The following is a 20,492-nucleotide window of genomic DNA, read 5'->3' on the forward strand; positions in this document are numbered from 1 at the left end:
AATTTATCTCTAATAGTTGTTGTTTGAGGTTTATCATACGCTCATTCATGGTTATGGTCAACCACTTTTTCAAAAATAATTTGACTATTTTGATTAATCTTCACTATTGAAAACGCTTACCATACTATCAACTCGTCATTCAAGTTATCTAACTTCCACAAATTCCTATTTGAAGCATATGGTTTTCATTTCTAGGACATGATAATAAATGGGTGATGAAGCATGTTAAAATTCATAAGAAAATATATGAGAAAACAGAAATCTTTTCCATTCCTTAAAATAAACAGATCTCCACAACCTTCATTTGTGATTGTCGAAGAGCTTGAACATACGTGTCAAACAGAAGCCGAAAGAGCGCTATACCAAAAACTACGAATAATGATGTATTACCCTACTCCTCATTACCGTATTAATCGGTTTGTTGTCAATATCGCTCTTATTCCATATCGCATTGCACTTATCGAACAAAAAAAAGGGCTTAATGAGAAAAAGATCATCAAATCTTTCAATCGAAAAGGATGGTCGGTCATTTTCTACCAACCTCATCAAATCTTACAAGAAGAACATAAATATGTGAATCGCATCGTTGCACTAACAGAGGAGCAAACACCACGAAGCTTGTAACTTAGACTTCTCCTATCACGTAAAAGCTACATGGATCTCTTTATATTGAAGATACATGTAGCTTTATTACGATCTAAATAGCTCGTTTTCCTGCCCTCTCGATCCGAGTCGACAACGACACATCAATATCCATCTCCGAAAACATCTGTTGCCAATTTTCTTTCGTTTTAATACAATTATCCCAGTATTTCGAATGATGACCTCTGACAACTTCACCGACACCTATAATGTCTGATCCATCTTCCTGTAATTTTTCTAGCAATTTGGTCATCACCAATTTTCCTTCTTTTGAAAACTCTTCTTCGAGCTTGCGTATATCGCTAGCATTCATCTGCCGATCCGTATCTGTTTTCTCTTCAAGTACTCCAAAAATATTTACGTCTAATTGTGCTTTTAATTTTCCACCAGAATTTACAACTGTTATATTAGATTTTCTTTTTTCGACTCGAACGATTCCCGTTTCATTATATTGTTCTGGTAATGGGATCGCAAAACTATACCCTGAGGGATTCTCTCCTCTCATCGCCATGAAAATACCAATTTCAATTGGTAGCGTTCTACCGACCATTCTATCGCCTTTAAAATATGCAACACCTTCAAGTAAAATGTTCTCACCTTCGACAACTTTAATATATGGTAAGAAACCCTCTCTCCCTTTTCTTGAGCTCGCAATCCAAAAATGCCCAATATATTGCTTCGGAAGCTTTCCTAATCGAACAGCATTATCCAATGTTTGTGATAGAAATAATGATGGGATCTGAGATACTGGAGGTGCCGCCTTCAGCGTTGCTCCTGCATCCTCTCCATTCACTAGTAGCCAAGCTGTTCTTCTCACCTCATGATTGCGATGAAGATAGTCATTAATTTCCCCTAACCCTTTTCGTGCGATTTCTTCTGACATGATGACTAATTGCAAATGACCTAAATACAGTTTCTGTGATAACTTTTGCTGCAAATTATGCATCGCATCAGCTATTGTCTTACCTAGTACCTCTACGACCCAAACCGTATCCTCCGAATTCAGTTGACCATTAGCAATAGGACCTAATGGAATTCCACCAGGTAGCGCAATTTGCGTCGTCACTCGTATCATATCCTTATCTGATGGAAACTCCTCCAAATGTGTCGCTTTGGGGTTTAATAAGCCTTCAAACTCTTCTTTTTCTAAATCTTCAACCAAATCAATCGCAATCCCTAATATATTTGCTCGATCTTCTATTTCAAAACGATCCCAACAGCCTGATAATAACAATAATAAGCACATTAAAATCAAAATCACTTTAAGAGCTTTCATTAATAGGATCACTTCCCTTCACCTTTCGAATGAATAGAAGAAACAAAGGATAACCAATAATTAAAAACAAACCAATACTTGAAACAACCTTAATAACCTCATACATTTCATAGACATCTTTTGGCAGTAAGGAAATGGCTAATATAATCCCAAAAAGGAGTGCTGCGACGATTCGTTGTCTAAAGCCAAGAAAAAGCTCTGTAGAAGCGCGTACCGAAAAATAAAATGTTGAATATAAAGTTGTAAAAACAGCAAACATCCATGCGACGAGTAACAAAGCATCTAATCGTTGAAAAACTTCTGCTGGGATTCGAACAAGCCTTCCTAATACTAGAATCGGCCACATCAAATTCTCCAATTCTGTACTACCAAACACAGCTAATGTGAAGAACATCGCCAATGTATAAAGAATGGTTACAATGATCCAACCAACAAAACTGGCCAATACCGCCTTATTCGGTTGCCTCATGAACGGAATAACCATTGAGATCACAAAGAAATTTAGCAATACCTTCGTGACTACGAATCCTCCTGTCATAAACCCATCCCATGTCGTTTCATTCCCCAGAAGCGGTTGGATGTATATCCAATCAATCTCTGTTGTTGCTACAAGCAAAATAAAGATAATCGGTGCAACTGTAAAAGCAATATAAAATAAATGAATATAAGCAAATACATTCACTGAATGCAAGCTAGCTAGCATACAGATGAAAGCAATCATCATCATCGGAACATAGATCGGTGTTTTAGCAAGTAATGATCCAATGATCACCTCACCAAACTGACGTAATTCCAATCCAGTTATAATAATAAAAAACAAAATTATTATTATAACGAAGAAAGCACCTAGCTTTTCACCAAGAATTTCTCTACTATAGCCTACAAAGGTTTTGTTATCGTAAACTTCCCCTAAATAAGCAATCGACATAATTCCAATGAGAGCGATCATAGAGCCAAATACTGTTGCTGAAATCGAAGCTGTTTCAGCTTTAAGTGCTACAAAACGAGGGAAAGCTAACATTCCCACTCCGATATTCGTACTAACTAAAATAACAATTAACTGTAAAACCGTTAGTTCACGATTTTCCATTACGATCATCCTCCTTCGGTAACAGAGGTTCTTTTGGTTTTCGTTTCACCTTAGGATCAACCCTTATTGTGTTATAAGAATGTAATTCTTCTGGCCTTTTACTTAGCCATCTTAATGGAAAGCGAATGAAGGAGTCACGTAAGCTCTGCCAATCGACAGGAGAAAAAGGACTTAAGTAAGGAACTCCGAATGAACGTAAACTAAGCATATGATTGAAAATTAGCAGCAGGGCAACCACTAATCCAAATAAACCAAACATTCCTGAAAGAAATAAAATAGGAAACCTAAGCATCCGAAAAGCAATCGCGACATTATAGGCTGGCGTAGCAAAGGAACCAATTGTGGATAATGCAATGATTACGACCGTTACAGGTGAAACAAAGCCTGCTTCAACAGCTGCTTGTCCGATAACGAGCACACCGACAATCGATATGGCTCCCCCAACTTGTTGAGGCATTCTTACTGTCGCTTCACGAAGGATTTCCATCGCTACTTCCATTATTAATACTTCAACTACGACAGGGAAAGGAACGCCACCCCTACCACTCGTTACAGCGACTGCAAATTCAGCGGGAATTAATTCTGGATGAAAGGATAAAACAGCAACATATAACGAAGGGAACAAAAGGGAAGATCCTAAAGCTAGCAAGCGAATCATTCTCACAAGGCTCGACATCAACGCACGTTCATTATAATCTTCCGATGTTTGAAAGAATTGATTGAACGTAGCTGGACATATAAGCGTAAGAGGAGTCCCTTCAATCATGATGACGACTCGACCTTCCACTAAATTCCCGACAGCTTTGTCAGGCCGTTCGGTGTATTGAATTTGAGGGAAAGGGGATCTTGGATTATCTTCAATCAATTGCTCAATATAGCCAGTATCCAATACCCGATCAATATGAATATGTTGAAGTCGTTTCTCAACTTCCTCCACTAACTTCTCGTTAGCAATGTGATCAATATAACAAAGAACAACAGTTGATTTAGTCACCTCGCCAATTTCTAGAGGCTTCACTCGAAATTCTTCAATTGGAAGACGATTCCTCAACAAAGAAATATTTGTTTGTAGGTGTTCGATGAAGCCATCCCTCGGACCGCGAATGACCTGTTCACCTTGAGGTTGTTCAATCCCCCTTTTATCAACTTCCTTCGTCTCAAATAAGATCGCTTCGCTAAGTCCATCAACAATTACCGCGCACTTCCCTCTTAATACACCGTGTAATATGTCGTCAATATGAGTAACGATTTGTCCTTCTGTATGATAGATCACTTCTTCAAATAAAAATCTCTTTAATTCCTTATCTTTCAATTCAACATCCATTGATTGTGAACGAATATAAATCATTGGCTTTAAAATAGTTTCATTAATGCTATCCTTATTAACTAAGCTTCCAAAATAAAGAACAACGACCTTCCGATTACCTACTATCCTAATCTCACGCTCGTTATAATCATGATCGTCCCCTATCACAGACTGAATGTCTTTGATGTTTTTCGATAAGGTAGGGTGGACGGGTCTTTTAGGTTTATCTCCTTTGCCATTAATTGATGAATAGTTGACGGTTTTCCACTGCCTCTTTCTTCTAAACATATTTAAAAACCCCTCATAACATAATCAATCATTTTTAATCTATATAAAGAATCCAGTCGTATTTTGCTATAGTTTAGTTAAATTATGCGTGTTCTAAAAAATCTTTCAATATCGAACCATTATTTTAAAATAATTACATAAAAAGGATATAATCAATAACGTTTTTATTGTATCAAGCAACACTAATAAATCACGCATCTTTAGCTGCAAAAATAAAAGAGGGTGTCTCAAAAGATCAGAAATTGATCTTTGAGACACCCTTCCATAAATTGTAGAGTTAGATAGGGACAAAAATACACTTAATAGAATAATGAACATAAATAGATATTCTGAAAATAAAATGCTCTTAATTTATATAAAATTTTGCCGATATAGTAAGTAACACATCCTTTCAAGGAAAAATTTTCTGCGAAGATAACATAATAAATTTAAAGGAAAAGAAGGTCTTAACATGAAAGAAAAAATAAGGAAGTTAATGGATTCTGATATTAAATCCTACATTATAAGTAAAGAGACCGGTATTCAGCAAAGTACCATTTCTAGGTTAAGAAAAGGGAACATTAAAATTGGAAGGCTTACATTAGATACGGCATTAAAACTAGTTGAATTTTATGATCAACACAAAGATAAAGTAAAGCCCCCACAAGCGTGAGGGCTATTTTGTTTCTCACAGACCTTTTGAATGTTTTTCGGAAACATGTTGGCCATCTTGAGTCAGCATCCAATCCATTCAAACCTCAAAAAACAAAAAACACCGCTAAACGCATATATATCAACGTTTTAACAGTGTTCCTAAAAAGTCTATTCTGACTTATTTTAAGTTAATGGCGTCCCAGGAGAGATTCGAACTCCCGACCGACGGCTTAGAAGGCCGTTGCTCTATCCTGCTGAGCTACTGGGACAAAAAGCGGGTGATGGGAATCGAACCCACGACATCAGCTTGGAAGGCTGAGGTTTTACCACTAAACTACACCCGCACATTCATTTTTAGTTTTTCGATGTTTTTTCATGTCTCTTCCTTTGCTCGTAACGCTACGAAGGTAGCTGTGTCGAGACAACTCGTCGCTTTGCCAATGATGAATTGCTCGCGGCTGAGGTTTTACCACTAAACTACATCCGCATATCACTTCATTTTTTCAGCGACATCTATAAATATACAGACAGATCGCTAAAAAGTCAACCATATTTGTATGATTTTTCGTGTTTATTATGATAGAGAAGCTATATAGAGAAGACCTTCTCTTATAGCTCTCTCCACTCTTATTTATTTAAAGTTGATCTGTACTTTTCTGTGGCCTCATTTATAAACAGCTGTTAACTCTTCTACGACCTCACCATTATCCTGATGATGGAAGGTGACTTTGCTTTCATCATTAGCAGATTCGAAAATCGCATATGTTCTCGTTCGTCTCCCAAGCGGTAGCTTAATACTACCTGGGTTAATATAAATGACCCCATTTTGTTCAAACGACGTAGCGATATGAGTGTGACCAAAACAGGCTACATTGGCCCCTACCTCTTCTGCACGATAAGAAAGAGGGTCGGTGGTCATTTTAACATTGTACAAATGACCGTGTGTCACATAAAAGAAGATACCCTCCACCTCTTCTTGTATGTCATCTGGAAAGTCTGCTCCAAAGTCACAGTTTCCTTTCACCACTTTAGCTCCTGCAAGTGCAGGGTGCTCTAACTCTAGCTCTGAGTCACCACAATGGAAAATGATATCAACCTCTGTGCGATGTCGATCAAGAATCTCTTTGACTTCATTTGTCCATCCGTGGCTATCACTTAAAATCAATGCTTTCATCTTTACACCTACTCTTTATTCCATTCATTTTCATGAGCAAATAATTGAGCGATAGCTTTTGCTCGATGACTTCGTTCGTTCTTTTCTTGTGGTGTCAACTCGGCCATTGTCCGTTGTAAATTAGGCACATAAAAAATAGGGTCATATCCAAACCCATTCGTTCCCGACTTTTCCCGTGCAATATAGCCTTCACAAGCTCCTTCATATACTAATGTCTGCTCATTAGGTCTCGCCACGGCTATCGAGCAAAAGAAGCGAGCAGCACGATCTTCGCTTGGAACATCCTTTAATTCCTGAAGAACCTTTCTCATGTTCGCCTCATCATCTTTTTCCTCTCCTGCATAACGAGCAGAATAAATTCCGGGACGGCCGTCGAGAGCATCAATGATGAGCCCAGAATCATCAGCAATCACCATTCTACCTAATTCCTTGCTTAACGTTTCAGCTTTAATTGTAGCATTTTCCGCAAATGTTTGACCATCCTCCTTAATATCTGTCATTTTCGGAAAGTCCTTTAATGAGCGCACAATCCATTTATCTACTGAAAAAAGCTGTTTAAACTCATATACTTTTCCCTCATTTAATGTCGCAATGATCACTTCTTGTTTCATCTAGAATCTCCTTTATTTAAAACGTTCTGCTATCGTCCCTAATGCTTCCTCTTGAAGTAGCACTAATTCAGTGATTCCATCTTCTGAAAGCTCAAGCATTTTATGTAATTGATCCTTTGAATACGTTGCTTCTTCACCCGTTCCTTGCAATTCAACAAATTCATTAGAGCCGGTCATAACAACGTTCATATCGACTTTTGCCGTTGAGTCCTCCTTATAATTCAGGTCGAGGATTTCCCCATGCTTTTCATCAATCCCAACTGATATCGCAGCTAAAAAATCAGTAATCGGCCATTCCTTTATTTTTTTTACTGTAAATGCCTTTTCCATTGCCAGTGACAGTGCAACGAATGCGCCTGTAATCGATGCCGTTCTCGTTCCACCATCAGCTTGTATAACATCACAATCAATCCAAACCGTTCGTTCCCCTAATTTGCTTAAGTCGATAACGGATCGTAACGCCCTTCCAATTAACCGTTGAATTTCCATCGTTCTTCCAGATACCTTACCCTTTGAAGATTCACGAATCGTTCGCTGTTCTGTTGCTCTCGGTAGCATGGAATATTCAGCTGTCACCCAGCCCTTCCCTTGTCCACGTAAAAAGGGTGGAACACGGTCTTCAATGCTTGCTGAACAAATAACCTTCGTATCGCCCATTGAAATTAATACCGATCCCTCTGGATGCTTGATGTAATTTGTCTCAATGACAACCTTTCTCAGCTCATTTATTTGTCTACCATCATTTCTCACAGCCGAACCTCCTATAAATTCAAACTCTCACCTAGTATGACATAATGGCAAAGAGGTGATTCAATCGAATCACCTTCACTGTATCCATTATTTCCTTTTTTTATTATAAAGCAGTTTTCATACCTCGTCCAATATCTCAACTAATTAATAAGCCCCAATATTATATTCCTCAGGTCTTACAACCTCTTCAATCCATTGACCGGATTCATTTAGAACCTCAGCATCTCCCTCTACCTCAATTGCGACTTTCTCAATACCTTCTTGCTCTGTTAACGTAAGAGCAAGCATATCGAGAACCGTAGCTGATATAGCCGTTGATTGTAGCTGACTTAAGATTCCTTCATTAAAATTTAATGTGACCACACCGTTTTGATATTGAGGTTCCTCTATTAGTTTAACACCTTGACGAAAATCAGTAAGTAAAGATGTTTCAATGGAAGGGCCTTTTATCAATTGTGAAACAGCTGCTTCAATTGAGTCCTCCTCCACATTCACCCTTCTTGTCACTGGTACATAATAGGTGTTGTCCCCATTTTGAGCGAGGAAGTAAAGGGTTACCCCTTTACTATTCACCATGTCTGCTAGACCACCTGACTCCATATTAATTCCATTATCCCGACTAACGCCATCACCAATCGGTGTACTGCTGACAGGCATTGTCTCTTGTAAGTAGCCATTCACCTTAATTTGCACTTTATCGACATTATCAAATTCTGTTAACGTCCACGTAATAGCTTGAAGTATTTGCTGCTCCATATCAGGATTATACTCTTTAAATTCATTTGAGAAGTCAGCAACGGCTACTCCTTCTGTTAAATGTACATCAACCTCTGTTCCCGCTGGAATGACCGCACTAAAGCCATTTGGCAACATTTCAGTGATGGGACCACCATCAACTAAATATTCCAACGACTGCCTTAAGACACTTTCTGTCTTCGGTAAATCCATCGTTTGAGGTACAACCATCCCATTTGTGTCAATTAAATAGAGCTTTCGCTGAACTTGTTCAGTCGCTTCGTTTTCATTTGCGTTCTCATCTCCTGATTCTTCATCTCCTTCTCCCATATCAGGATCCAATTCTTCTTTTCCCTCCTGATCAAGGTCACTATATTCAGTCGGTGGTGTATCCATTTCATCGACAACATCGTCTGCTCCAAATGAGCACGCCGTCATTATTAATATAAGTAAGATGCTACATATCCCTAAAAAGAATCCTTTTCGCATTGTTTTCCCTCCTAAGATAGTTTGTACTACATGTATACGAGCTAGTTCGTACTTTAGACCAAATTTATAAGAAAAATCTTATAACCGTCGTATGCGTCGATACATGTGACAAGAAGGGAGCATATATGACTCTATTTCACTTTTTATCTATAGGGATATCCTTATTCACAAAATTTTTTAAGCCTTTAATCGTCGAACGTATCCAGTTCAGTTCTGCTTGGTACGTGGATATTCCATTCTTTAATATGGACTCCCACAAAAATTTTTCTTTTGCCGTCCTACTCCAATTAGGCATTTTTTGTTGCTCATCACTATCATATAAAGCCAATCTCTCTTCAAGCTTTTCACCATACTGATTGAGCTGTTTAATAATTTCTTCCGTCGGTAACCGATCCGCCCATGAAAGCTGCACTAAGAGTTTATGTCTAATCGGAGGAATTTCACTCGGCTCCATAATCCAGTTATAAAGTGCCTCTTTCCCCCTTTCAGTTGCATGAAAGACCTTTTTATTAGGAAGGTCTTTCTGATAAATAAACTCTTCCATAATCCATTCGTCTTTTTTCATTTCATCAAGCGTTCGATAAATTTGACTATGCGTTGCACTCCAATAAAAATTCACACTTGTCTCAAACATTTTTTTCAAATCATAACCTGTCATAGGCTTCATATCAATAAAACCTAGCATCGCGAACTTTAAAGACATCCGTTCATCTCATCCTTCCTTTTTCGCCACGTCTTGAAGACGATCATTACTCACGAATCAATACTAGTACGTAATCAATTTCTTAGCAATGAGCTTCTTCAAGCCTTCCTGCTCCTCCATACAGTGTTTTTTCCATGGAGAAAGACCACCTGACAATGTGGAAAATAATTTCTCGAATTTACTATAAAACTGCACACCGATCGTTAATCGAATTTTCGTTTTATTCGAAGCTACTTTATCAAAATCAAAGAAGCAATGCGTATTGCTTTTACTATCAATCTCCTTCCAAGGTAGTTTAATTTTAATATGAGATGGTGTTGAATGGTAACGAATTCTCTCATTGTGAATAATTTCTGAGACAACATATTCATGAACTGCGGTTTGGTTACTCACCGATTCCAAACAATCCAAAATCGAACCTACCTCTAACCGATTTCCTTCCCTTAATGTAAGGTATTCATGATCCTTTGAAATCTCCCGATAATACGTTGATAAATGATTACTAATGAAAAATTCAAATACTTGATCAATGTTAACAGGAACACAAATAGCATGCTGGATAAACACCGTATTTTCTAAATCAGGTAATACTCTCACGATTGATCGTCTCCTTTTTATAATCTATTTATGGACTATTCATCAAGTGAATTATATCAACTATTTTAAAATCCCACAATAAAATCTTCTAAAAAACACGACGATAACAGTTGTTAACATTCTTCTTCCAGGTCACCATGTAACGTACAAAAACGACATTACTCGCGAATCTATTTACACTCTCCTTGATGAAAAAAAGCCACTGCATGAAGGATAAAATGATCCTTCTACAGCGGCTTTTTTTACATATTATTTTGAGCCAAGAGTAATCGACTCCACACGTTCTATACTCACCTCTAACCATTGATCTGCTAATACTTTAAAACGTTCAGCATTCCCTGTAGTAAAAAAATGATGGACAGGAAGGCGTTCAGACGTATAGAGCAAATTTTTATGATAAAGTAAACTACTAACCTCCCGCGCTGTTTCATCCCCAGATGAAATAATGTGCACACGTTCACCAATTGATTGACTAATCACTTCCCGTAATAAAGGATAATGAGTACACCCTAAAATTAACGTATCAAAGTCGCGGCCTTTTAATTCTCGTAATGTCTCATCTACCGTTCGTTGTGCTTCTTCGCCAGAAAATACCCCTCTTTCCACTAAAGGGACAAACCTCGGACATGCTAGGCTATCGATCGTAATCGTACTTTTAATGGAATGGAGCGCCATTTCATAAGCCCTACTCTTTATCGTGCCTTCTGTACCCAAAACAGCTACGTGATCATTTTTCGTTACCTTTAACGCACTAATCGCTCCAGGATGAACAACACCAATTACTGGAATCGACAGCTTTTGCTTCACTTCTTCTAGTACAACGGCAGCTGCTGTATTACAAGCAATAACAAGCATTTTCATTTTTTCAGCTTCAAGCCGGTTGATCATCTCCCATGTGAATGCTCGAACTTCATCTGTCGTTCGCGGTCCGTACGGACACCTCGCTGAATCACCTATGTAGACAATCTCTTCCTTTGGCAATTGTCGCATGAGTTCTTTCGCAACAGTTAAGCCACCTAATCCAGAATCTATAACTCCAATCGGTCTTTCCAACGATCTTCCCTCAATTTCTATATTATCGTGATTCTTTCATTTTTTCGTGTAGGACATCTAAGCTTTTCTCTAAGAAATCGACTTCATCTTGTGTAAATTGAGACAGTACAGCCTCTAAATAATCTTGCCTTTTTTTGATTACTTCCTTAATAATAACGCGACCTCGTTCTAAAAGGTGTATTCGAACAACTCGCCGATCCTGTGTGTCTTTTACTCGTTCAACAAGTTGGTTTTTTTCCATTCGGTCAATCAAATCAGTTGTCGTACTACAAGCTAAATAGATTTTTTGCGATAACTCACCTATCGTCATATCGCCATATTCATTTAACCATTGCAGTGCGATGAATTGCGGTGGGGTAATAGGAAATTGCGTTAAGATTTCGCGACCTTTTTGTTTAACAATTTCAGAAACTCTACGTAATGAGCGTTCAATGTCCTCAATTTGATGATCGTCCACCTTACGCACCTCCTTAATAAATGACGAAGCCTCCATTAGACATGGATAACAAAGGATTACATACTTTTTACAGCCTACCTTTCATTTTCGCCTTTTTTCATCTTATTTTCAATAGATTTTTCAACTATAGTTTGAATCATTTTTGAACATATTGAAACATTAGATGAATATGAGACTAGGACTATCTTCTCCCCACGAATTCTATTCTATTAAAGCTCTTTAATTCTACACTAAGAATTTTATACATTCTTATCTTTTTTCTAAAGAAAGGGACAAAAGCTTTTCACTTTTGTCCCTTTCTTAATAACTTGTTATTTAGCAGTTTCTAATAATTCATTTACCTTTTGTTCAACCTCATCTGCTGTATCTAAATAGAGCATATCATTAGCAAATGATTGCAAGTCTGCTTTTGACAACGTTCGGAGTTGACTTCTTGCTGGTAAAATAGACGTTGCGCTCATACTAAATTCATCTAGCCCTAAGCCTAATAATAATGGAATCGCCACTTCATCACCAGCCATTTCGCCACACATTCCAGCCCATTTTCCATGTTTGTGAGCTGCGTCAATGACCATTTTTACTAAACGAAGAATAGCAGGGTGGTATGGTTGATACAAATAGGAAACACGTTCGTTCATGCGGTCAGCTGCCATCGTATATTGAATAAGATCATTCGTACCAATGCTAAAGAAGTCGACCTCTTTCGCAAATAGCTCAGCAGCGACAGCTGTTGACGGAATTTCCACCATCATACCCACTTCAATCTCTTCTGAAACTTGTATATTCTCAGCAATAAGCTTGTCTTTTTCTTCAGCGAGCATCGCTTTAGCTGCGCGTAATTCTTCAAGTGTAGCAATCATTGGGAACATAATCTTCAAATTCCCAAATACACTTGCCCGCAATAGGGCACGAAGCTGAGTACGGAATATGTCTTTTTCTTCCAAACAGAGTCGAATAGCACGGAAACCAAGGAAAGGGTTCATTTCCTTTGGCAAATCTAAATAAGAAAGCTCTTTGTCACCACCAATATCTAACGTTCGAATGACAACAGGCTTACCTTCCATCTTTTCAACCACTTCTTTATATGCTTCGAATTGTTCTTCTTCTGTTGGAAGCTCCGTTCGATCCATATACAAAAATTCCGTACGATATAGGCCAACACCTTCACCACCATTACGTAATACGCCTTCAACATCTTTAGGCGTTCCGATATTAGCAGCTAACTCGACATGCTGACCGTCCTTCGTTGTTGTTTTCTCATTTACTAATTTAGCCCATTGCTCTTTTTGTTTTAAGAAGTCTTCTCGCTTCTTTTCATATTGACGAAGTTCATCACCGGTTGGATTCACAATAATATGACCATCAAGCCCATCAACAATGACAACGTCCCCTTGTGTCGCTTGTTCCGTAATAGACTTCGCTCCTACAACTGCTGGAATCTCTAATGAACGCGACATAATGGCTGAATGAGATGTACGACCACCGATATTCGTCGCAAACCCTTTAACAAATTCAGGGTTAAGCTGCGCTGTGTCTGAAGGAGTTAAATCTTCTGCAATAATAATGGTTTCTTCAGCAATCGTTGCAAGTGATTGAACTTGAACGTTTAATAAAATTCCTAATACGCGCTTTGATACATCACGGATATCAGCAGCACGTTCTTTCATATATTCATTATCCATACCTTCAAACATTGTAACGAACATCGATGATACTTCATCCATCGCATATTCAGCATTTTGCTTGTCTGTCTGAATCTTCTCTTTCACCGCGTCAACAAGCTCTGGGTCACTCAATACAAGAATATGTGCAGCAAAGATCTCAGCTTTATCAGGACCAAGATCTCTCTCTGTCTTATCCTTTATAACCGTTAATTCAGCAATAGCTTGTTTCAACGCATCATCAAAACGTTGTAATTCCTCTTCTACGTTCTCAATTTGACGCAGCTCAACTGATAAATCTGGTTCTTGGTGTATAAATGCCTTAGCAATCGCAACACCCGAAGATGCTGCGATGCCAGTTAGTTTTGCATGCATTTGTTATTCTCCTAACCCTTCCTTGATCACTTCTTCAATCGCTTGTAGTGCTTCAGCTTCATCTGAACCTTCAGCTTTAATGGTTACCTCTGCTCCTTGACCAACTCCAAGAGACATTACACCCATAATGGATTTTAAATTTACAGATTTCCCTTTATATTCTAATGTAAGATCAGATGAGAATTGACCTGCCTTATTTACTAATTGTGTTGCTGGTCTTGCGTGAATTCCTGTTTCTGCTGTGATTTTAAAAGACTTTTCTGCCATCGTTAATCAACCTCTCTTTTTCATTTTTGTCATTTTCCTTAACAGTATGTGCAAATTGTTTAAAGTTCTCTCTCATTTCATGATGAAAGGCCCACTTTAGTTTTGATCCTAAAAAATAGGCACAAGTAAGAATATGATGCATAAAGAGGGATACACTTATCCCGTTATTTGCTCATACACTGTCTCTTACTCATGCCTGATCTCATCAGTAACACGTAAATAAAGTGTAACCATCTATGTAGGTATATAACCTTTTTGCACTACTATTAAAAGCGAATGTTAAAAGTAGTATAGCATAATAAAAAAATAAATTTCAACTGTTTCGCTTAAAATCAGTTGAAATTAGGCTACAAATACACATTTACGCACACGTCATATTTAATGATGACATATACTATCGAGACTAAAACCCTTCATACCGTGGGACTACACCCACATGCTCTCAGCCCGAGCAAGAAGGAGTGAACTCATTGAAAGGAGCAGAATTCGGACCTAAACCCTTGCTTACAAAAAGAGAACGCGAAGTATTCGAGCTGCTTGTCCAAGACAAGACAACAAGGGAAATCGCACAGCAACTCTTTATAAGTGAGAAAACAGTAAGAAACCACATATCAAATACAATGCAGAAGCTAGGAGTCAAGGGGCGCTCTCAAGCTGTTATTGAACTCATTCGACTAGGGGAACTTGAAATATAAGCACGATTCACCTTTCTCATTCTGTTTTAGTCTTAACAGATACTCTCTCTAATATGAGGGGTGTCTGTTTTTTCTTCATATCAAATCAAAAAAGGGTGTCCCAAAAGGCTATTTTATAGCCTATTGAGACGCCCTTATAGCAATTTATGCTCCAAAGAAATTCTTAAATGATTGGAGCGTCGTTGAACGGTTTAATGCAGCAATCGATGTTGTTAAAGGAATTCCTTTTGGGCATGATTGAACACAGTTTTGTGAGTTACCGCAGTTTGCTAGTCCACCGTCCCCCATAATTGTTTCTAGTCGTTCCTCTTTATTCATCTCACCTGTTGGATGAGCATTAAACAGTCGAACTTGGGATAGCGGAGCTGGTCCGATGAAATCAGACTTACTATTGACATTAGGACAAGCTTCTAAACAGACACCACATGTCATACATTTTGAAAGCTCATAAGCCCACTGGCGTTTAGACTCAGCCATACGTGGTCCTGGTCCAAGGTCATACGTACCGTCAATTGGAATCCATGCCTTTACTTTTTTCAAAGAATCAAACATTCTACTACGGTCGACCATTAAATCTCGAACAACCGGGAAAGTTTTCATTGGCTCTAAATGGATTGGCTGTGTTAATTGATCAACAAGCGCTGTACAGGATTGGCGCGGTTTTCCGTTAATAACCATTGAACATGCTCCACAAACTTCCTCTAAGCAGTTCATATCCCAAGTAATCGGTGTAGTCTGTTCACCCTTCGTATTAACAGGATTACGACGGAACTCCATAAGCGCCGAAATAACATTCATATTCGGACGATAAGGCACTTCAAATTCCTCTACATAAGGAGTGCTGTTTGGGTCATCTTGTCTCGTTACTTTAAAATGGATTGTTTTTTCACTCATGATTTAACAGCTCCTTGCTTCTTTTGAGAGTAGTCACGTTTACGTGGTTCGATTAATGATGTGTCCACTTCTTCATATGTGAATTCAGGATTTTTCGTCTTAGGATTAAATTTAGCCTTCGTCGTCTTTAAAAATTCTTCATCATTACGCTCTGGGAAGTCAGGCTTGTAATGAGCACCACGACTTTCATTACGATTATAAGCTCCTAATGTAATCACCCGTCCAAGATTAAGCATTCCTTGTAATTGACGAGTAAAGGATGCACCTTGGTTACTCCATTTCGCTGTATCATTAATATTTATATTCTGATATCGCTCTAATAACTCTTGAATTTTCTCATCGGTTTGTAGCAGTTTATCGTTGTAACGAACAACTGTTACATTATCTGTCATCCATTCACCTAATTCTTTATGAAGCATGTAGGCATTTTCTGTTCCATCCATACTCATAATGTCATCGAAGGTTTGTTGCTCTTTCTTCACCTCATCTTCAAATAGCGATGATGGCATAGAATCTGCGGATTTTTCTAAGCCGTTCATATATTCAACAGCTTTCGGTCCAGCAACCATTCCTCCGTAAATAGCAGACAATAACGAATTCGCCCCTAATCGGTTAGCACCATGTTGAGAGTAATCACACTCACCAGCAGCAAATAGTCCAGGAATATTTGTCATTTGATCATAGTCAATCCACATGCCGCCCATAGAATAGTGAACAGCAGGGAAAATTTTCATCGGCACTTTACGTGGGTCATCACCCATGAATTTTTCATAGATTTCAATAATTCCACCCAATTTAATATCTAACTCTTTCGGATCTTTATGAGAAAGGTCTAGATATACCATGTTCTCACCATTAATACCTAACTTCTGATTGACACAAACATCGAAAATTTCACGAGTTGCAATATCACGTGGCACGAGGTTTCCATAAGCAGGGTACTTCTCTTCTAAGAAATACCATGGCTTACCATCCTTATACGTCCAAACTCGTCCACCTTCACCACGAGCAGACTCACTCATTAGTCGAAGTTTATCATCACCAGGGATCGCCGTTGGGTGAATTTGAATAAATTCTCCATTCGCGTAATAAACCCCTTGCTCATATAGCTTAGCAGCAGCATAACCCGTGTTAATAACCGAATTCGTTGATTTACCGAAAATAATTCCCGGTCCACCTGTTGCCATAATGACCGCATCTGCTACAAAACTACGAATTTCAGAAGTTCGCAAGTCTTGTGCCGTAACCCCACGGCAAACTTGGTCATCATCAATTACCGCCGAAAGAAACTCCCAACCTTCATACTTCGTTACAAGTCCACTTACTTCAAATCTTCGTACCTGCTCATCCAAAGCATATAATAGCTGTTGACCTGTTGTTGCACCTGCAAATGCCGTACGATGGTGCTGCGTCCCACCAAAACGTCTAAAATCTAATAGCCCTTCTGGTGTACGATTAAACATAACACCCATTCGATCCATTAGATGAATAATTCCTGGTGCTGCTTCTGTCATCGCTTTAACAGGAGGCTGGTTCGCTAAGAAGTCCCCTCCATAAACTGTATCATCAAAATGTTCATATGGTGAATCCCCTTCACCTTTTGTATTAACGGCTCCATTAATTCCACCCTGTGCACAGACCGAGTGTGAACGTTTTACGGGTACGAGCGAAAAAAGATCAACTGGCACTCCCTTTTCTGCCGCTTTGATTGTGGCCATTAAACCTGCTAGTCCACCACCAACAACGATGATTCTCCCTTGACTCATGATTGACCCACTCCTTATCTCTTAAATGTTTGCTAAATCTGGATTAACGAACGCAAGAATTGCGCGAATACCAACAAATGTTAATGCGAAGAAAATCCCCATCGTTACATAAGTGGCAATTTTCTGTGAACGTGGAGTAACTGTGATCCCCCATGATACAGCAAAAGACCAAAGTCCGTTTGCAAAATGGAAGGTCGCAGCAAGTACCCCCACTATATAAAACGCAATCATAAACGGATTGCTAAAAATGTTTGCCATCATATCAAAATTAACTTCTGCTCCAAGTGCTGCTTGAATTCTTGTTTCCCAAACATGCCATGTAATCCAAATAAGTAAAAACACACCAGACCATCGTTGAATTCGGAACATCCAATTTCGGAAAAAGCCATAATGTGAGGTGTTATTCTTCGCTTGAAATGCAATATAAACACCGTAAATAGCATGATAAAGTAATGGTACGAAAATAACAAAGATTTCAAGAAAATAGCGAAAAGGCAAATTCTCCATAAAATGTGCGGCTTGGTTAAACGCACTAGCACCTCGAGTTGCAAAATGATTAACAACAAAGTGCTGAATTAAAAAGATACCGATCGGAATAACTCCAAGCAACGAATGAAGCTTACGATTAAAATACTCTCGATTACCTGACATACTTGATCCCCCCAAAGATTCCTATCCATGTCGTATTATGTTTTGTTTTCTCTGATTTACTCTCCTATAAATCATACATATTATGAATCTAATCCGAGAAAACTGACAGGTTAATTGTACTCTTATCCCCGTCATTGGTCAAGAAAACGGATACAACTTTTCGACAATTTCAGTTCGTGCGAATAGCGACATTCGTAAACGATAAAAACAAAGAAAGGTCACCGAAAAAGTTTGGTTTTTAACTTTTTCGGTGACCTTATTCATTAGCGATGAGTTTAAGACGGATTCTTTCTTATCCAATGATAATTCTTTCAGTAGGGTATTTATAATAGCTCTTTTGTTCTTTTCTTCGAATAGAGAATAGAAAGGCAATTAAACCTACACGACCAATAAACATGAGCACCATTAGCACTCCTTGGCTTGCAAAGGATAAATCTGCTGTAATCCCCATAGATAAGCCACACGTTCCAAACGCAGATGCCGTCTCAAATATAATTGCCATTAAAGACAATTTCTCTGTCCCTTCAAACGCGACGATTAACGTGACTGCAGCAAACAGCATCACAAGAAACACAGATAGCACGATAAAAGCCTTTTGTTTGTCCTCAGGGTGAATTTGTCGTCCAAATACTTTCACATCGCCTTTCCCTTGCGCAAAGCTTCGGATCGTCAAAAACATAACCGCAATTGTTGTGGTCCGAATTCCTCCACCTACACTAGAGGGACTAGCTCCAATAATCATTAAAAATGAAATAAATAGAAGAGTCGCCATATGCAATTCAGACACGTCCATTGTTGCTAAACCACCACTCCGTGCTGTAGCTGAATTAAATACCGCATTAAATAGCTGTTCATGCCATTGGAGTCCGACATAGTAATGACCACTTTCTAATGCCCAAATCCCTATTACACCAATTACAAAAACAGCAAAATAAGTGGCCGTCGTTATTTTAGTAAATAAACTAAATTTAAAATTAGGGTTTTTATTTGATAAGTATTCACGTAATTCCATTAAGACTGGAAAGCCAATTGCACCAGCAAATATGAGCAGTATGACAACTAGCTGTACGTAATAATCATTAGCGAATGGGATTAGTGATTGACCTGTAACGTCAAAACCAGCATTCGTAAATGCACTTAAACTGGCGAACGCACCTTGATAATAAGCTTCAGCTGTCGTATCGAAATACCGCAGAAAATAAGTCCCAAGTATGAGCGCTCCGACTAATTCAATGAGTAAAGCAACGACTAAAATCCCTCGCATTAAGCTAACCAATCCAGAGAAGCGATTTTGATTTTGATCAACCATGATCAGCATTCGTTGGGAGAAGTTAATCTTTCGTCCGAAAAGCATCCAAACAAAGGTCCCCATGGTCATAATTCCAATTCCACCAAGTTGAATGGCTAATGCGAGAAAAATAATACCAACATAATTAAACGTTTCAGATACATTAATAACCGTTAACCCAGTTACACTAACAGCACTGACAGAAGTGAACAAAGCCTCTGAATACGAAAGCTCTACTCCAGGTAAATGGGAAATAGGCAAATACAATAAAATACTAAATAAAATCATTGCAGCCACATAGGATATAAGAATGACACGAAACGGTGACAAGAATTGATTTAAACCTGACTTCATAGTTTTTCCCTCCGTCAATATACGCGAATAAGTATACCACTTTAGAAAAAAGCGTGCTAGAAATGCTAGAGAAAAATTTCATTACAACATATAATAAAAAAGGAGAGAGGTGCTTATTAGATGAATAATATAAATGAATTCGGATACAGTTTGATTCGCAACGACGTGCTAAAGGATGTGTTAGGAAGGGAACACGATCACATTTTATATTGGGTCGGCAAATCATTAGCACGAAAGTATCCGTTATCGAGCTTAGAAGAACTTCCTGAATTCTTTTTGAAAGCTAATTGGGGAAACCTCACATTAGAAAAAGAAAAAAGAAATCATTACATATACCTTTTATCTGGAGAATGGATGGGCAAAGAAGATCAACGTTGCTATCAGCTTGAATCAGGTTTTTTAGCGCAGCAATTCGAGTCATGGAAAAACCGTGGGATTGGTGTCACTTCAAATGTGCACCGGTCAACAGTAACGTTCGATGTGCAAATTGACCGACTATAAGAATGAATACTAGTTAGATAAGAAAGGAAATATCTCTTTCTACTAGTACCACATGGGAAACGTAATCATCAAAAAAGAACAACTAAGAAGCTCTTAAGCTTCTTAGTTGCAGACCGTAGACAAAACGGCTTTGAGATATGACTCTCAAAGCCGTTTTTGTATTTTTCGTATGGTTTTCCGGCGATGGCACTGTCGGTTTGGTGTTCCTCCAGTGCCATGTCGCCAGTTTTTTCAGG

21 protein-coding genes and 2 tRNA genes are annotated in these 20,492 nt (G+C 38.4%); 4 read left to right on the plus strand and 19 right to left on the minus strand.

Annotation, left to right across the window (positions count from 1 at the left end; genetic code table 11):
* Positions 1-246 precede the first annotated feature (246 nt).
* On the plus strand, positions 247-624 hold the full coding sequence (locus MW695_RS19705) for a hypothetical protein (RefSeq protein ID WP_247107206.1): 378 nt from the start codon (positions 247-249) through the stop codon (positions 622-624).
* Positions 625-697: 73 nt separating this feature from the next.
* Here MW695_RS19705 and MW695_RS19710 read toward each other — a convergent pair whose 3' ends face one another.
* The 3 genes from MW695_RS19710 to MW695_RS19720 are packed head-to-tail and all read right to left on the minus strand — an operon-like array spanning position 698 to position 4,602.
* Entirely contained in the window at positions 698-1,930 is a 1,233-nt protein-coding gene (locus MW695_RS19710) for a Ger(x)C family spore germination protein (RefSeq protein ID WP_247107207.1), read from the minus strand.
* Positions 1,905-3,008 (minus strand): GerAB/ArcD/ProY family transporter, encoded by a 1,104-nt coding sequence (locus tag MW695_RS19715; protein WP_247107208.1) that lies wholly within the window; start codon positions 3,006-3,008, stop codon positions 1,905-1,907. Before MW695_RS19715 ends, MW695_RS19710 begins: the two co-directional genes overlap by 26 nt.
* Positions 2,995-4,602, minus strand: a complete 1,608-nt coding sequence (locus tag MW695_RS19720) for a spore germination protein (protein WP_247107209.1) — start codon at positions 4,600-4,602, stop codon at positions 2,995-2,997. Before MW695_RS19720 ends, MW695_RS19715 begins: the two co-directional genes overlap by 14 nt.
* 451 nt (positions 4,603-5,053) lie before the next feature.
* On the opposite strand from MW695_RS19720, the gene MW695_RS19725 reads away from it, so the two are divergent.
* Positions 5,054-5,254 carry a helix-turn-helix domain-containing protein gene (locus MW695_RS19725; RefSeq protein WP_247107210.1) on the plus strand — a complete coding sequence of 67 codons (201 nt, stop codon included), beginning with the start codon at positions 5,054-5,056 and terminating at the stop codon, positions 5,252-5,254.
* 173 nt (positions 5,255-5,427) lie between these two features.
* On the opposite strand, the gene MW695_RS19730 is transcribed toward MW695_RS19725, so the two are convergent.
* The 12 genes from MW695_RS19730 to MW695_RS19785 all read right to left on the minus strand — a co-directional run bounded on the left by MW695_RS19730 (position 5,428) and on the right by MW695_RS19785 (position 14,107).
* Positions 5,428-5,504: transfer RNA gene (locus MW695_RS19730), tRNA-Arg, on the minus strand.
* Between the two features lie 4 nt (positions 5,505-5,508).
* Positions 5,509-5,579, minus strand: a tRNA-Gly gene (locus MW695_RS19735).
* Between the two features lie 320 nt (positions 5,580-5,899).
* Positions 5,900-6,409, minus strand: a complete 510-nt coding sequence (locus MW695_RS19740; protein ID WP_247107211.1) for a metallophosphoesterase family protein — start codon at positions 6,407-6,409, stop codon at positions 5,900-5,902.
* 8 nt (positions 6,410-6,417) lie between these two features.
* Complete coding sequence (locus MW695_RS19745) at positions 6,418-7,020, minus strand: XTP/dITP diphosphatase (protein WP_247107212.1); 603 nt, start codon at positions 7,018-7,020, stop codon at positions 6,418-6,420.
* A gap of 12 nt (positions 7,021-7,032) precedes the next feature.
* Positions 7,033-7,770 (minus strand): ribonuclease PH, encoded by a 738-nt coding sequence (rph, locus tag MW695_RS19750; protein WP_247107213.1) that lies wholly within the window; start codon positions 7,768-7,770, stop codon positions 7,033-7,035.
* Between the two features lie 144 nt (positions 7,771-7,914).
* Positions 7,915-8,994, minus strand: a complete 1,080-nt coding sequence (locus MW695_RS19755) for a GerMN domain-containing protein (protein ID WP_247107214.1) — start codon at positions 8,992-8,994, stop codon at positions 7,915-7,917.
* Between the two features lie 136 nt (positions 8,995-9,130).
* A complete protein-coding gene (locus MW695_RS19760) occupies positions 9,131-9,697 on the minus strand; it encodes a PadR family transcriptional regulator (protein ID WP_247107215.1) in 567 nt (188 codons plus the stop codon).
* Positions 9,698-9,760: 63 nt separating this feature from the next.
* Positions 9,761-10,294, minus strand: a complete 534-nt coding sequence (locus MW695_RS19765; RefSeq protein ID WP_247107216.1) for a hypothetical protein — start codon at positions 10,292-10,294, stop codon at positions 9,761-9,763.
* A gap of 249 nt (positions 10,295-10,543) precedes the next feature.
* Positions 10,544-11,347 carry a glutamate racemase gene (gene racE / locus MW695_RS19770; protein ID WP_247107217.1) on the minus strand — a complete coding sequence of 268 codons (804 nt, stop codon included), beginning with the start codon at positions 11,345-11,347 and terminating at the stop codon, positions 10,544-10,546.
* 22 nt (positions 11,348-11,369) lie between these two features.
* On the minus strand, positions 11,370-11,840 hold the full coding sequence (locus MW695_RS19775) for a MarR family winged helix-turn-helix transcriptional regulator (RefSeq protein ID WP_247107218.1): 471 nt from the start codon (positions 11,838-11,840) through the stop codon (positions 11,370-11,372).
* A 275-nt stretch (positions 11,841-12,115) separates the two neighbouring features.
* Complete coding sequence (gene ptsP, locus MW695_RS19780; RefSeq protein ID WP_247107219.1) at positions 12,116-13,840, minus strand: phosphoenolpyruvate--protein phosphotransferase; 1,725 nt, start codon at positions 13,838-13,840, stop codon at positions 12,116-12,118.
* Positions 13,841-13,843: 3 nt separating this feature from the next.
* Positions 13,844-14,107 (minus strand): phosphocarrier protein HPr, encoded by a 264-nt coding sequence (locus MW695_RS19785; protein ID WP_035342585.1) that lies wholly within the window; start codon positions 14,105-14,107, stop codon positions 13,844-13,846.
* 470 nt (positions 14,108-14,577) lie between these two features.
* Between MW695_RS19785 and MW695_RS19790 the strand changes: the two genes are divergently transcribed.
* Positions 14,578-14,802 carry a helix-turn-helix domain-containing protein gene (locus MW695_RS19790; RefSeq protein ID WP_035342583.1) on the plus strand — a complete coding sequence of 75 codons (225 nt, stop codon included), beginning with the start codon at positions 14,578-14,580 and terminating at the stop codon, positions 14,800-14,802.
* 144 nt (positions 14,803-14,946) lie between these two features.
* Here MW695_RS19790 and sdhB read toward each other — a convergent pair whose 3' ends face one another.
* The 4 genes from sdhB to MW695_RS19810 form a co-directional block, all read right to left on the minus strand.
* Positions 14,947-15,696 carry a succinate dehydrogenase iron-sulfur subunit gene (gene sdhB, locus MW695_RS19795; RefSeq protein ID WP_035342581.1) on the minus strand — a complete coding sequence of 250 codons (750 nt, stop codon included), beginning with the start codon at positions 15,694-15,696 and terminating at the stop codon, positions 14,947-14,949.
* Positions 15,693-17,462, minus strand: coding sequence for a succinate dehydrogenase flavoprotein subunit (gene sdhA / locus MW695_RS19800; protein ID WP_247107220.1), 1,770 nt, complete (start codon positions 17,460-17,462; stop codon positions 15,693-15,695). The genes sdhB and sdhA overlap by 4 nt, the downstream gene beginning before the upstream one ends.
* A gap of 21 nt (positions 17,463-17,483) precedes the next feature.
* Positions 17,484-18,113 (minus strand): succinate dehydrogenase cytochrome b558 subunit, encoded by a 630-nt coding sequence (locus MW695_RS19805; RefSeq protein WP_247107221.1) that lies wholly within the window; start codon positions 18,111-18,113, stop codon positions 17,484-17,486.
* 292 nt (positions 18,114-18,405) lie between these two features.
* Positions 18,406-19,755: a TrkH family potassium uptake protein gene (locus MW695_RS19810; protein WP_247107222.1), complete on the minus strand. Its 1,350-nt coding sequence runs from the start codon at positions 19,753-19,755 to the stop codon at positions 18,406-18,408.
* Between the two features lie 120 nt (positions 19,756-19,875).
* Between MW695_RS19810 and MW695_RS19815 the strand changes: the two genes are divergently transcribed.
* Positions 19,876-20,256 (plus strand): YslB family protein, encoded by a 381-nt coding sequence (locus MW695_RS19815; RefSeq protein WP_247107223.1) that lies wholly within the window; start codon positions 19,876-19,878, stop codon positions 20,254-20,256.
* Positions 20,257-20,492 lie beyond the last annotated feature (236 nt).

It is taken from the genome of Halalkalibacter sp. APA_J-10(15) (assembly GCF_023017105.1).
In the GTDB taxonomy this organism is placed as follows: Bacteria; Bacillota; Bacilli; order Bacillales; family Bacillaceae_D; genus Halalkalibacter.

Coding starts and splice junctions, on each gene's coding strand:
- MW695_RS19740 (WP_247107211.1), bottom strand. CDS start 6,409: ATGAAAGCATTGATTTTAAGTGATAGCCACGGATGGACAAATGAAGTC.
- MW695_RS19715 (WP_247107208.1), bottom strand. CDS start 3,008: ATGGAAAATCGTGAACTAACGGTTTTACAGTTAATTGTTATTTTAGTT.
- sdhB (WP_035342581.1), bottom strand. CDS start 15,696: ATGAGTGAAAAAACAATCCATTTTAAAGTAACGAGACAAGATGACCCA.
- MW695_RS19755 (WP_247107214.1), bottom strand. CDS start 8,994: ATGCGAAAAGGATTCTTTTTAGGGATATGTAGCATCTTACTTATATTA.
- MW695_RS19705 (WP_247107206.1), top strand. CDS start 247: ATGAGAAAACAGAAATCTTTTCCATTCCTTAAAATAAACAGATCTCCA.
- MW695_RS19805 (WP_247107221.1), bottom strand. CDS start 18,113: ATGTCAGGTAATCGAGAGTATTTTAATCGTAAGCTTCATTCGTTGCTT.
- MW695_RS19810 (WP_247107222.1), bottom strand. CDS start 19,755: ATGAAGTCAGGTTTAAATCAATTCTTGTCACCGTTTCGTGTCATTCTT.
- MW695_RS19725 (WP_247107210.1), top strand. CDS start 5,054: ATGAAAGAAAAAATAAGGAAGTTAATGGATTCTGATATTAAATCCTAC.
- MW695_RS19745 (WP_247107212.1), bottom strand. CDS start 7,020: ATGAAACAAGAAGTGATCATTGCGACATTAAATGAGGGAAAAGTATAT.
- MW695_RS19785 (WP_035342585.1), bottom strand. CDS start 14,107: ATGGCAGAAAAGTCTTTTAAAATCACAGCAGAAACAGGAATTCACGCA.
- ptsP (WP_247107219.1), bottom strand. CDS start 13,840: ATGCATGCAAAACTAACTGGCATCGCAGCATCTTCGGGTGTTGCGATT.
- MW695_RS19775 (WP_247107218.1), bottom strand. CDS start 11,840: ATGGAGGCTTCGTCATTTATTAAGGAGGTGCGTAAGGTGGACGATCAT.
- MW695_RS19720 (WP_247107209.1), bottom strand. CDS start 4,602: ATGTTTAGAAGAAAGAGGCAGTGGAAAACCGTCAACTATTCATCAATT.
- MW695_RS19760 (WP_247107215.1), bottom strand. CDS start 9,697: ATGTCTTTAAAGTTCGCGATGCTAGGTTTTATTGATATGAAGCCTATG.
- sdhA (WP_247107220.1), bottom strand. CDS start 17,462: ATGAGTCAAGGGAGAATCATCGTTGTTGGTGGTGGACTAGCAGGTTTA.
- MW695_RS19815 (WP_247107223.1), top strand. CDS start 19,876: ATGAATAATATAAATGAATTCGGATACAGTTTGATTCGCAACGACGTG.